Annotated in this window: 9 protein-coding genes and 5 tRNA genes; 1 reads left to right on the top strand and 13 read right to left on the bottom strand. The window is 45.7% G+C overall.

The window, feature by feature from the left end:
- Positions 1–365 precede the first annotated feature (365 nt).
- From hflC to tsaE, 8 genes are all read right to left on the bottom strand, one after another.
- Positions 366–1,346, bottom strand: coding sequence for a protease modulator HflC (gene hflC, locus ACK5MF_RS01310; protein WP_416918613.1), 981 nt, complete (start codon positions 1,344–1,346; stop codon positions 366–368).
- Positions 1,347–1,348: 2 nt separating this feature from the next.
- The gene (hflK, locus tag ACK5MF_RS01305) at positions 1,349–2,551 is read right to left on the bottom strand and encodes an FtsH protease activity modulator HflK (protein ID WP_416918611.1); all 1,203 of its coding nucleotides are present in this window, start codon (positions 2,549–2,551) and stop codon (positions 1,349–1,351) included.
- A 45-nt stretch (positions 2,552–2,596) separates the two neighbouring features.
- Positions 2,597–3,886 carry a ribosome rescue GTPase HflX gene (gene hflX, locus ACK5MF_RS01300; protein WP_416918609.1) on the bottom strand — a complete coding sequence of 430 codons (1,290 nt, stop codon included), beginning with the start codon at positions 3,884–3,886 and terminating at the stop codon, positions 2,597–2,599.
- 41 nt (positions 3,887–3,927) lie between these two features.
- Positions 3,928–4,191: an RNA chaperone Hfq gene (gene hfq, locus ACK5MF_RS01295; protein WP_042490235.1), complete on the bottom strand. Its 264-nt coding sequence runs from the start codon at positions 4,189–4,191 to the stop codon at positions 3,928–3,930.
- 193 nt (positions 4,192–4,384) lie between these two features.
- A complete protein-coding gene (gene miaA, locus ACK5MF_RS01290) occupies positions 4,385–5,317 on the bottom strand; it encodes a tRNA (adenosine(37)-N6)-dimethylallyltransferase MiaA (protein ID WP_416918607.1) in 933 nt (310 codons plus the stop codon).
- Between the two features lie 9 nt (positions 5,318–5,326).
- On the bottom strand, positions 5,327–7,342 hold the full coding sequence (gene mutL / locus ACK5MF_RS01285) for a DNA mismatch repair endonuclease MutL (protein WP_416918605.1): 2,016 nt from the start codon (positions 7,340–7,342) through the stop codon (positions 5,327–5,329).
- 8 nt (positions 7,343–7,350) lie between these two features.
- On the bottom strand, positions 7,351–9,066 hold the full coding sequence (locus ACK5MF_RS01280) for an N-acetylmuramoyl-L-alanine amidase (protein WP_416918604.1): 1,716 nt from the start codon (positions 9,064–9,066) through the stop codon (positions 7,351–7,353).
- Positions 9,060–9,524 carry a tRNA (adenosine(37)-N6)-threonylcarbamoyltransferase complex ATPase subunit type 1 TsaE gene (gene tsaE / locus ACK5MF_RS01275; protein WP_416918602.1) on the bottom strand — a complete coding sequence of 155 codons (465 nt, stop codon included), beginning with the start codon at positions 9,522–9,524 and terminating at the stop codon, positions 9,060–9,062. The genes ACK5MF_RS01280 and tsaE overlap by 7 nt, the downstream gene beginning before the upstream one ends.
- 232 nt (positions 9,525–9,756) lie before the next feature.
- Between tsaE and queG the strand changes: the two genes are divergently transcribed.
- Positions 9,757–10,869, top strand: coding sequence for a tRNA epoxyqueuosine(34) reductase QueG (queG, locus tag ACK5MF_RS01270; RefSeq protein ID WP_416918600.1), 1,113 nt, complete (start codon positions 9,757–9,759; stop codon positions 10,867–10,869).
- Between the two features lie 608 nt (positions 10,870–11,477).
- Here queG and ACK5MF_RS01265 read toward each other — a convergent pair.
- From ACK5MF_RS01265 to ACK5MF_RS01245, 5 genes are all read right to left on the bottom strand, one after another.
- Positions 11,478–11,568: transfer RNA gene (locus ACK5MF_RS01265), tRNA-Gly, on the bottom strand.
- A gap of 32 nt (positions 11,569–11,600) precedes the next feature.
- Positions 11,601–11,677: transfer RNA gene (locus tag ACK5MF_RS01260), tRNA-Met, on the bottom strand.
- Positions 11,678–11,737: 60 nt separating this feature from the next.
- Positions 11,738–11,813 (bottom strand) — tRNA-Gly (locus tag ACK5MF_RS01255).
- A 32-nt stretch (positions 11,814–11,845) separates the two neighbouring features.
- Positions 11,846–11,922: transfer RNA gene (locus tag ACK5MF_RS01250), tRNA-Met, on the bottom strand.
- A gap of 16 nt (positions 11,923–11,938) precedes the next feature.
- A tRNA-Gly gene (locus tag ACK5MF_RS01245) sits at positions 11,939–12,028 on the bottom strand.
- Positions 12,029–12,068 lie beyond the last annotated feature (40 nt).

Genomic DNA, 12,068 nt, shown 5'->3' with positions numbered 1-12,068 from the left:
GCACTAAGAGAATGGCCATCAATTAAAAATGAATTTGAACCATGCATAGTGAAAACATGAGCCCAATAACGAACATGTTTTGTTGGGACAGAATATTTTTCAGCGAGCTCTCGAGGAGTGGAGCCATCAAGATACTTTTTAGCTACTTTGAACTTTAACTCGCGACTGTATTTGGACATAAATAAAAGACCCCCAATAATTGGTTGTCCAACTATTGGGGGTCACTTCACTCTGCGTGGGAATGCATATTTAACTCACGAAAAGTCAAATTCACTGCCTATTTAGGCTCCGGAATGCATTCCCACGGGGGACCGTGGGAACGAGAAAGGCTCCCAAAGGAGCCTTTTTGGTCAAACTTAAATGCGTTATTTAGTAACCGCGCCTTTAGCGTTATTCATGTATTGGAAGAAGTCACTCTTCGGATCCAACACCAGAATATCGCCTTTCTGGCTAAACGATTTCTCATACGCTTTTAGTGAACGAACAAAGCCGAAGAATTCTGGATCTTTGTTGTACGCTTCAGAGTAAATCTTGGCCGCTTTTGCATCCGCATCACCACGAGTCACACGTGCTGTTTTGTCCGCTTCAGCAAGGATAGTTGCCACTTCAAGTTCCGCTTGAGCACGGATAACTTCCGCTTTCTCACGACCTTGAGAACGGTGTTTACGAGCAACCGATTCACGCTCAGCACGCATACGACGATAGATAGACTCACTGATTTCATCAGGTAAGTTGATTTTCTTCATCCGGAAATCAACCACTTCGACACCTAAGTCTTTCATCGCACTTTGACGAGTATCGTCCAGTACGTTGGCCATGATTTGGTCACGTTGACCATCAATTTCTAACGCCTGCTTCGCCGCTTCAGTGGTGACCACTTCTGTATCAGAGCTGTCTGGCAACACATCGTTGTTACGAGGACCAGAAACGATCTGCTTAATTTCGCGCGAACCGATTTCAGAACGAAGGATGTCAGTCACTTTACGCTCAAGTAGTGCTTCCGCAGTCAGAGCGTTACCACCACCCGTTGCTAAGTAGTATTGACCGAAGTCTTTAATACGCCATTTAACGTAGGTATCGATGATCACGTCTTTTTTCTCCGACGTGACGAAACGGTCAGAACGGCCATCCATAGTTTGAATACGTGCATCTAACGATTTCACGCGATCAAACAGCGGCATTTTAAAGTGCAAGCCAGGCTCGTAGATTTTCGCTGCATCGTTAGCATCTTTCATTACTCGACCGAATCGAATAACAAAACCTTTCTCCCCTTCAGGGATAACGAACATCGACATCAACAACAGAGCCAAAACAACAACCACTACAGGGATCATTAACTTACGCATTATTAGTATCTCCCTTGACGTGAAGTCGTTGAACGGTTTTGCGCATCCGTTTCGCTTTCAGTTGCGGTACGTTGCGACTCTAACTCAATGTTGTCATAAGTCGCTGACGATTTATCTGCACGTTTGGTTGGCGCTGTCTGTTGATCCGCTAACTTATCAATGGGTAAGTAAAGCAAGTTACCGCTTGATTCTGAATCAATCAGCACTTTAGAAGTATTGCTGTACACTTCTTCCATCGTATCTAAATACATACGGTTACGTGTTACTTCAGGCGCTGCTTTATATTCAGGCAATAGTTTCTCAAACTGAGCCACTTGACCTAATGATTCGTTAACCACGCGCTCGCTGTAACCCAACGCTTCTTTTTTCAGACGTTCAGCACGGCCGGTCGCTTTAGGCAAAATCTCGTTTTTGTAAGCTTCCGCTTCACGAATGAAACGCTCTTCATCCTCACGCGCGGCAATCGCATCGTCAAAGGCATCTTTAACTTGCTCTGGCGGACGGGCAGACTGGAAGTTCACGTCAACAATCATTAAGCCCATGTCGTAGCTATCAATCACTTGATTTAGCGTCTCTTGGGTGCTTTGACGAATTTGTTGACGGCCGCTGGTCAGGATACTGTCCATCAGCGAGTCACCAATCACCGCACGCAATGCTGAATCTGTCGCTTGGCGTAAGCTGTCGTCGGCATTAGTCACACGGTACAAGTATTTGAACGGATCAGATACACGGTATTGAACATCCATTGCGACCGTCACCACGTTTTCATCTTTGGTCAGCATGAGACCTGATGCACGCATTGAGCGGATTGCCTGAATGTTCACTGGTGTTACTTCATCAATAAAGCGAGGGCGCCAGTTCAGACCTGGGTCAACGATACGGTCGTATTTACCTAATCGTAAAACCACACCGCGCTCAGCTTCGCTGATGGTATAAAAACCAGCAAAGAACCAAATAGCAATGGCAATAACAGCGATAACACCAAAACCAATTGCTCCGCCGCCGGAGAAAGAAGGGCCTTTACTACCGCCGCCTTTCTTACCAAATTTTCCACCTAGTTTTTGACTCAGTTTGTTGAACACTTCGTCTAAATCTGGCGGACCTTGCTCACGGCCGCCTTTGTCACCGCGATTATTGTTATTACCCCAAGGGTCATTATCGCGGCCATTGTTGCCGTTGTTATTTCCGGGCTCATTCCACGCCATTAGAAAGCTCCATCATTTGATATGACGTTATACTCTAGCAGTCCTTTAAGTAACTATAAAGTCACGTAAAACTGCCTCTTCTCTTTTTTCTAGTCTAGACCAATCTACTTGCTGCATACGAATCGAAATCAGCAAATTGCCCTCAGAATCATACTCTTCGTCCTGAATACACTTCATTTGGAAGAAAATACTGCGAATTCGGCCCTGATATTGCGGCGGAACACACAGTCTATGTTCGACTATTTGACTAGCCAAACGTTCAGTCAATGCCTGGAACAGCAGGTCAATACCAATGCCATCCATTGCCGAAATCCATACGGTTCGGGGCATGCCTTCATCATCTCTTTCAATGCGAGGCTCTTGAACGTCCAGATTATCAATCTTGTTCATGACTAACAGGGCTGGTACTTCGTGGGCATCAATCTCCTGTAACACATCATTTACAGCTTGAATATTCTCACGAAAACGGTCGTCGCTGGCATCAACAACATGTAACAAAATGTCAGCTTCTTGTGTTTCTTGTAACGTTGCCTTGAATGCTGCGACCAAATCGTGCGGAAGATGACGAATAAACCCTACCGTGTCGGCCAAAATGGCAGGACCAACATCGCTCAGTTCAATTTTCCTCAGTGTAGGATCTAATGTCGCAAACAGTTGGTCTGCGGCATAAACACCAGCTTCTGTAATTCGGTTAAATAGGGTCGACTTACCCGCGTTGGTATAACCAACTAATGATACAGTAGGTATTTCTGCTCGGCTTCTGGCACGTCTACCTTGTTCACGCTGCTTCGCCACTCGTTCTAAACGGCGTAAAATCGCTTTAATACGTTCACGCAACAAACGTCTGTCGGTCTCTAACTGAGTTTCACCCGGTCCACGTAGACCGATGCCGCCTTTCTGACGCTCCAAGTGAGTCCAACCACGAATCAAACGAGTCGAGATGTGACGTAACTGAGCTAACTCAACTTGCAATTTACCTTCGTGAGTACGAGCACGCTGAGCAAAGATATCGAGGATCAAACCAGTACGGTCAACGACACGACACTGACAAAGATGTTCGAGGTTACGTTCTTGGGCAGGAGAAAGGGAATGGTTAAAGATCACGACATCTGCTTCTGTCGCTTGTACCGCTTGTGCGATCTCTTGAGCTTTACCTTCACCAACATAATATTTAGGGTGAGGAGTTTGACGGCTTCCGGTAACAACCTGAAGCGTCGTAACTCCTGCGGAAGATACCAGCATTTGACACTCGCTGAGATCTTCCCATTCACCCTGTTGTGTGAAGTTGATATGAACAAGTACGGCTCGCTCACCGGCTTCATAACGGTCAAACAAGCTATCAACTCCTTAATAAATATAGCTTTATATTTTTAATATTAATCTTCTGACTTCTCTGAAGGACGATCTGAAGGAGAACGTTCCGCAGTGTGGTGACTTACTGGACGAGCAGGTACCACAGTAGAGATTGCATGCTTGTATACCATTTGGTTCACTGTGTTCTTCAGTAGGATCACAAATTGATCGAAAGACTCAATTTGGCCTTGTAGTTTAATGCCATTCACCAAATAGATAGAAACCGGAATACGCTCGCGACGTAATGCATTTAAGAATGGGTCTTGTAAAGATTGCCCCTTAGCCATTTTATTTTCCTTATTTGTATTTTGTTGTAGTTATTTAGCTAGCGGTGCACTAAAAAGTCTGTGCCGACCATGCCTATGAGCTAAACCAATAAAACCCTGTTGTTACAAGATATGGTGATAAAACTCCCAAAAACAAGTAACGATCCCTGACAGGGTAAATTACGCAAAAGCGATCACATTATACACAGCGAAATCAGTCTAACGCTATGGCATTTGAAACTGTTTCGAATGCAAGATCAATGTTTTCGCTATCTAACCAAGTTAGATCATCCCAGCTGCGCAACCAGGTGATCTGCCGCTTGGCCAATTGACGGGTTGCACAGACGCCACGAAAGATCGCTTCATCTAAAGTACAGTTCCCATTTAAATAGTCCCACATCTGTCGGTAGCCAACACATCGAATTGATGGCAAATCCGGATGAAGATCCTTTCGAGCATAGAGTGCTTTCATTTCATCTTCAAATCCATTTTCAACCATTTTTTCGAATCTTAGCTCAATTCGACGATGGAGCTCTGCCCTTTCCTTGGGTGCTATCGCGAACTGCTTAACACGAAATGGAAGTGGTTCTCCTTTCGTTTTAGTCAGCTCAGTTAGAGTTTTACCTGAAATTCGATAAACTTCCAATGCCCTAGACAATCTTTGTGGATCATTTGGATGGATTCTCTCAGCAGAGACGGGATCAAGCGCTTTGAGTTGGTCATGCAAAGCATCCCAACCGAGTTCAACAGCTTCTTTTTCAATCTGTTGACGAATGTCAGGATCCGCTGCCGGAAGTGGCGATAGCCCTTCCAACAGTGCTTTGTAATACAACATGGTGCCCCCCACCAACAGTGGGATCTTGCCTTGTGCCACGATGTCGTTCATCTCTTGTAACGCATCACGACGAAAATCCGCCGCAGAATAGGATTCACTGGGATCCAAAATATCGATTAAACGATGTGGCGCTAATTCCTGCTCGCGCGCGTCCGGCTTCGCGGTTCCAATATCCATACCCTTATAAATCAAAGCCGAATCAACACTGATGATTTCTATCGGGAACTTTTGACGCAGGCAGATGGCCAGTTCAGTTTTGCCCGATGCGGTTGGTCCCATCAAAAACAGAGCTAAAGGTAATTGTTTGGTCATGAGGTTTGCTTAAATACTTAATGCTTGGATAGTTGCGGAAAAATCAACCGGCTTAACGAAATTGCCATTATGCAAAGGAAGTTTGCCTTGCCATAGCTGCTCGAGTTCGGCAATCAATTGAATCGCTTCAGACAAAGTGTAGCTGGATTTCTTCACCACCACATAATCACTAAGCCATTGCGCCAATACTTGATCATCAAGCACGCTACCAGTCGGAGACAAGCTCAAAGCCGCGTAAGATAGCAGATCTTGCACCAAATTTTGTAAGTTTTGCTGACGTAATGGTGAAGGCACCCCCATCAACATCACGCTTTGTGCTGAGCGGCGTTGGAACTCTATGCCGAACTGAGCAAACAGCGCCTGATAACGTTCTAATGCTGAAACTTCTTGTGACGATATTTTTAAAGACAATGGCACTAACAGCGGCTGACTTTTTAAACCGCCCAGCTCAACGTTTAGCTGCCCAAGCACTTTAAACCACTGTGCTTTTCGCAGTGACAATAGAACGCAGCCTTGAGGCGAGTTCATCAACAAATAGTTCTGTTCGACTACGGCGATGGCTTTGCCCAGTTGTTCGATGTTCACTTGTTCGAGTGCCAAAGAATACGGCTGAGATTGAGACGGCTCTTGTTGCTCAACGCTTATTGGCGACACCTCATCCTGTACTGCGGCTTGGTGTTCAGGCGTGGTCATTAACGCCTGATAAACCTTAACTTCGGCTCTGCTCGGCGACTTTGCGGCTATTCGGTCTTGCAGCGGCTTTTGTCTGTCTTGTGCCGGAGTGTGCTTAGCTCGGGCAGACTCTAGCCATTCGCAACGCTGACCTGTTTCACGAACTTGAGCAGTGTCATTGGCATCAAAAGCGGCTTTTCTCGGATATGCCGGAGAGTTTTCAATCGCTTGCAGCACTCGTTCAGAGACATCGTTCGATATGACAGCTGGTTCCGCTGTCGCGCTTTCGTCTGATGTCGCTATTCTGTCAATAACGTGAAAGGCACCTTCATTGATCTCACGCGCATCAATATGCTGGCTTTGCGCGAGAGCACCGCTTAGTGCCTGATAGATAAAATCGTGCACTAAACGCGCCTGATGGAATCTTACTTCGTGTTTTGCGGGGTGAACGTTAACGTCGACTTGGTGAGGATCGATTTCGATATAAAGCACGTATGTCGCAAATTGATCTGCGCGTAAACTGCTTTCATAGCTTTGACGAATGGCATGATTGATCAACTTATCGCGCATCATCCGTCCGTTGACGTAGCAATACTGAATATCGCTCTGCTGGCGAGCACCTTCCGGTGTGGTTATCCAACCATGCAGACGTAACCCTTGATGCTCAAGTTCAATTTTCAACATCGAACGAACAAAGGCGCTGCCACATACCGCGGCGATGCGCTTCTCCGCCTGAATTTCCGTTTTAGCCGCTCGGTACTGACGCACCAGTTTGCCGTTGTGGCGTAGGTTAAACGTCACATCGAAACGACTTAATGCAATACGCTTCAGCAGTTCATCAATATGGGTAAATTCGGTTTTCTCCGTGCGCAGAAATTTTCGGCGAGCAGGAGTGTTGAAGAACAAATCCAGCACTTCAACCGTGGAACCAATCGGATGCGCGGCCGGCTGAAGTTTCACTTCCATCTCGCGCCCTTCGCTATAAGCGGACCAGGCTTCTTCTTGGGTTGCCGGTCGCGAAGTCAGCGTTAAACGAGAAACCGAGCTGATACTGGCCAGTGCTTCGCCGCGAAAACCTAAGCTGATGATCGCCTCAAGGTCATCCAGAGTATGAATTTTTGATGTGGCATGACGACTCAAAGCCAAACCCAGTTCATCTTTCTCGATGCCGCAACCATTATCGCGGATACGAATCAGCTTAGCGCCACCTTTCTCGATATCAATATCAATCCGTGTCGCACCTGAATCTAAACTGTTTTCCACCAGCTCTTTGACAACCGAAGCCGGCCTTTCTACTACCTCACCCGCAGCAATTTGGTTTGCCAAACGAGCCGGTAATATTTGAATCGTCATAATTTTGATTACTTGTTTGGAATAATGAGCACTTGTCCTACGGCAAGTTGATCTGAGCGTAAGTTATTCGCCTTTCTGACACTGTCAGTATCAACATTGTACTGGCTGGATATCTTGCCTAAGTATTCGCCTCTTTTCACGGTATGTTTGCGTAATGGCTTATCTTTCAAACTCACCGTAATTTTCAGCTTTTGCCCCAATTTGAGCGTGTCAGATTTTAAACTGTTCTCACGTTTTATCTCAGCCACTGAAACTTTATAAGTGCTGGCAATTTTACCCAGATAATCGCCTTTCTCGACCGAGTGGGTAATCGTTTCTGTTTCAACAGGGTTACTGACCACAGGCACCGGGATAGGCGCAGTACTGCCACCAGGAAGCGTGATCACTTGTCCCACCGCTAAACTGTTGCTGGTCAACTTGTTGGTCTGCTTAATGGCATCAACACTGGTGCCATATTTGGCTGCAATAACAGAAAGAGAATCTCCGCTTTGTACTTTGTATTTCTGAGTCTTGTTACGATTGGCGAAAAGTGTCCCTTCCGGCGGATTCTGTTCGAAATATTGGGTAATCGCTTTGGCCAATGCGCGTGCAAGTTTATCCTGATGGCTACGCTGGAAAAGCAACTGCTCTTCGGTTGGGTTAGAAATAAACCCGGTTTCCACCAGCACAGAAGGAATATCCGGTGATTTAAGCACCGCAAGGCTTGCGTTTACCGGCTCAGATTTGTGCAGGTGCGCCACTTTGCCCATTTCACGCAGAATATTGGTGGCAACCTTGTAGCCCTCTTTTTGCGAATGGCTGAACTGCAAATCGAGCAGCGTTTGGCTCACGTTGCGGTCACTATTGTTCTTCGCCAGAACCTGCCCGGCACCACCTAACAATTCAGATTGTTGCTCGTGGTTCTCGACCCAGCGCGCTATTTCGGTATTGGCACGGCGAGTATTGAGCACAAACACAGAAGCACCGCGTGGTTTTGGTGACGCAAACGCATCGGCGTGAATCGACACTAACAAGTGCGCTTTATTGGTACGAGCAATCTCTGAACGCTTATTGAGGTTGACAAAGTAGTCGCCGCGACGAGTCAGCACCCCTTTAATGCCGGGAATGGCATCTAACTGATCAACCAATTTTTTGGAAATCGCCAGTGTGGCATTTTTCTCATATTTCTTGGTAGGCCCGATTGAACCTGGGTCTTCACCACCATGGCCAGCGTCAATAGCCACCACAATATTGGCATTGCCGTAAAATTGCGATGCATCTCTGCTCACTTGCGCAGGGGCATTAGCAGCAGAACCTGAAGATGATGCCACATCATGAGGCAAATCGACCACCAAACGGTGACCATATTGACCGCCCGGTGTCGGCGCCAGTGTGAACAGCTTCGGCGATGATTTCTTCTTTAATTCAAATACTAGCCGATAAGTACCTTTCGCTGGCGGCGAACTGGATCGGATCTTAGTTAAAACATCACTATCAGCAACCGTCAGAGGCAATTTAGATTTGGATGAGGTATTTTTCAGATCGATGACTAACCTTTCGGGGCTAGTTAACGTGAAATAGGTAAAACTTACTTCAGATTGAACATCAATCACCACACGAGTTTCATCTGGAGAGGGCCAAACACGAACCCCTTCTAGCACATTGGCACGCGCACTGGATGCAACGAACGCAATCGCTAAAGCAAAAAAAGTAACAAAAAGGCGTAGACGAGATCCTATCAACATAGCTCCAACTGACTCAGTAACGTACGTCCATAATCGTTATTGGCTGTCAGCAACGCTTGGCGTTGTTCACCATCGTAACGAATTTCAATATCTATATCCGATGTCGGCAATAAACCTTGACCTTTTTCAGGCCATTCCACCAAGCAAATCGCATCGGCAGTAAAATAGTCGCGAATACCCATGAATTCTAATTCTTCAGGATCAGCTAAACGGTAAAGATCAAAGTGATACACCTGCCAGTCAGCCAATTGGTAAGGCTCAACCAGTGTATATGTCGGGCTTTTCACATTCCCCTGGTGACCTAACGCACGAATAAAACCGCGGCTGAACGTTGTTTTACCAGCACCAAGATCACCGTGCAAATAGAGGGTCGTCTGTTGTGTGCATAGCTTTGATAATGCTCTGCCAAGTTGAACCGTCTCTTGCTCATCTTTCAAAATAAACGTCTTAGTGCTCATTCAATACTTTCTCAAATGTATCTCAGGATCATTCGATCCAACGACTATATAAAAACCAATAGAAAGCGAATAGTAAACTGGGAAGGATTTGTGAGACAAGCAATCTTCTGTAAGCAAACAGAAAAATATCAGACAAATTTAACCTCCAGCGCCTTTAGCCGCCACCGTCAAACTAGATCCTGACCATGAGATCCGTTAAGATCCTCACCCCAATATTAAGACTGCATCTACCATGAACTATCACTCCCTCGCAGATCAAATCAAACAATGGGCCACCGAGCTCGGTTTCGACAAAATCGGCATCAGTGATATCGATCTGCAACAACATGAAGCCGCGCTACAGCAATGGTTAGATGCCGGATATCATGGCGAGATGGATTGGATGGCTAGGCACGGAATGATGCGTGCTCGTCCAGCAGAGCTTTTTCCCGGAACAATCCGAGTCATCAGTGCGCGGATGAATTATCTGCCTCCACAGGCGCAATTCGCGTCCAACCTCTCAGATCCAACTCAAGCTTATATCAGCCGATATGCTCTTGGACGCAACTATCATAAATTAGTTCGTAACCAATTGAAGAAACTCGGTGAAAAAATAGCGCAGGAAGTGGGAAAACTCGGTTTTCGTCCGTTTGTTGACTCAGCGCCAATACTGGAACGCCCTCTTGCCCAAAAAGCAGGGCTGGGTTGGACCGGTAAGCATTCACTGATTCTCGATAAAGAGGCTGGTTCTTGGTTTTTTCTCGGTGAACTATTGGTCGATATCCCCCTGCCAGTAGATACACCTTCGGAAAATGAATGTGGCAAATGCAAAGCGTGTATCACCTCATGTCCCACCGGAGCCATTATCGCCGACGGTATTGTCGACGCAAGAAAATGCATTTCTTATCTGACGATTGAATTCGACGGCATTATTCCTGAAGAATTTCGCAGCGCAATGGGCAATCGTATCTACGGATGTGATGATTGCCAGCTCGTTTGCCCCTGGAATCGCTTTTCGGACCTCACTCAACAGCAAGATTTTCATCGCAGAGAGTGTTTCGATTCACCTGATTTACTGACGCTATTTGCATGGGATGAAAAAACCTTTCTGCAAAAAATGGAAGGCTCCGCTATTCGTCGTATTGGTCATTTGCAGTGGCAAAGAAATATTGCGATCGCTCTTGGCAATGCACCCTATGCGCAAAAAATCGTGTTTGCACTCACCAACGTACTCGGTCAGTCCGATATTTTGGATGTGCACTTAAATTGGGCTATTGAAAAACAGTTGGCGAATTTGCCGCGCACAATAGCAAGCCATCAAAGGCTGATTCGTATTGTTGAGAAAGGCTTACCAAGAGATGCATAACGAACAAATAAAACCGCTGTTCACGCACAAAGAATGAGCATATTCCTTGATACGCTTCTCAAAATGCACCAATGTGGAAAAAATTTTAAAGATGCTACAAATTCTATATTTGAGAAAAGTTAGTCACATTAGCAGGAAATGATTAGGATCAAGGAAAATACAGTTAATGATCGTTTTTTAATAATAGATCGCAACAGCAATAATGTTACATTGTTATTAATTTCAATCAGTTAGATGTAAAATCCACCATTAACTCAATCTCTATGACCACAAAAGATCCTGCCAGACAACGTAACTTTCTTGCTAAAAAACAAATTATTCACTGACTTATCCACATGACAAAATTGTGGATAAGTCTGTTAATGAACAGTACAAAGAATGCCTGAACGCGCAGTAAAAATGGGATAAAGAGGCAAGTTTACGATTTGCGTTTATCAGGGAGTATTCTGCCTACGAAAATAGGAGAATTTATTTTTTGGGGGCTGATGCTTCACAGCATTATAGAAAGAGCATTGGCAGATTGCCAAAAAATTGCAGTATTAAAAGAAAAAACCTGCGAACGAGCACAGTGTACTTTTAATATTTTGAATTCTTACCTTGAAGAAATTTGGAGCGACACACGAGGTTCCCTTCTCTTTAACAAAGAGGCGTGACCTCAACCTTGGCAAGGTTGCGCTCTACCAACTGAGCTAGTGTCGCATGATTAACCGCATTTGCGTTTAATCTGAATTTGGTTGCGGGAGCTGGATTTGAACCAACGACCTTCGGGTTATGAGCCCGACGAGCTACCAAGCTGCTCCATCCCGCGTCCATCTTGTATCACCGTTAAGCACGATGAAGGCTTTTACTTTCTATAAAGAAAGAAAACTGGAGCGACACACGAGGTTCGAACTCGTGACCTCAACCTTGGCAAGGTTGCGCTCTACCAACTGAGCTAGTGTCGCATGATTAACCGCATCTGCGTTTAATCTAAATTTGGTTGCGGGAGCTGGATTTGAACCAACGACCTTCGGGTTATGAGCCCGACGAGCTACCAAGCTGCTCCATCCCGCGTCCGAATTTTTAAAATTGGAGCGACACACGAGGTTCCCTTCTCTTAACAAAGAGGCGTGACCTCAACCTTGGCAAGCTTGCACTCTACCAACTGAGCTAGTGTCGCATGATTAACCGCATCTGCGTTTAATCTGAATTTGGTTGCG

Source organism: Vibrio sp. (assembly GCF_047973365.1).
Taxonomy (GTDB): Bacteria; Pseudomonadota; Gammaproteobacteria; order Enterobacterales; family Vibrionaceae; genus Vibrio.
The sequence above is the reverse complement of the archived record's forward strand: the minus strand, read 5'-3'. Positions and strand labels throughout refer to the sequence as shown.

Bases quoted from the DNA above. Each gene is read 5' to 3' on its own strand.
- hflC (WP_416918613.1), bottom strand. From the start codon at position 1,346: ATGCGTAAGTTAATGATCCCTGTAGTGGTTGTTGTTTTGGCTCTGTTG.
- hflK (WP_416918611.1), bottom strand. From the start codon at position 2,551: ATGGCGTGGAATGAGCCCGGAAATAACAACGGCAACAATGGCCGCGAT.
- hfq (WP_042490235.1), bottom strand. From the start codon at position 4,191: ATGGCTAAGGGGCAATCTTTACAAGACCCATTCTTAAATGCATTACGT.
- miaA (WP_416918607.1), bottom strand. From the start codon at position 5,317: ATGACCAAACAATTACCTTTAGCTCTGTTTTTGATGGGACCAACCGCA.
- mutL (WP_416918605.1), bottom strand. From the start codon at position 7,342: ATGACGATTCAAATATTACCGGCTCGTTTGGCAAACCAAATTGCTGCG.
- ACK5MF_RS01280 (WP_416918604.1), bottom strand. From the start codon at position 9,066: ATGTTGATAGGATCTCGTCTACGCCTTTTTGTTACTTTTTTTGCTTTA.
- tsaE (WP_416918602.1), bottom strand. From the start codon at position 9,524: ATGAGCACTAAGACGTTTATTTTGAAAGATGAGCAAGAGACGGTTCAA.
- queG (WP_416918600.1), top strand. From the start codon at position 9,757: ATGAACTATCACTCCCTCGCAGATCAAATCAAACAATGGGCCACCGAG.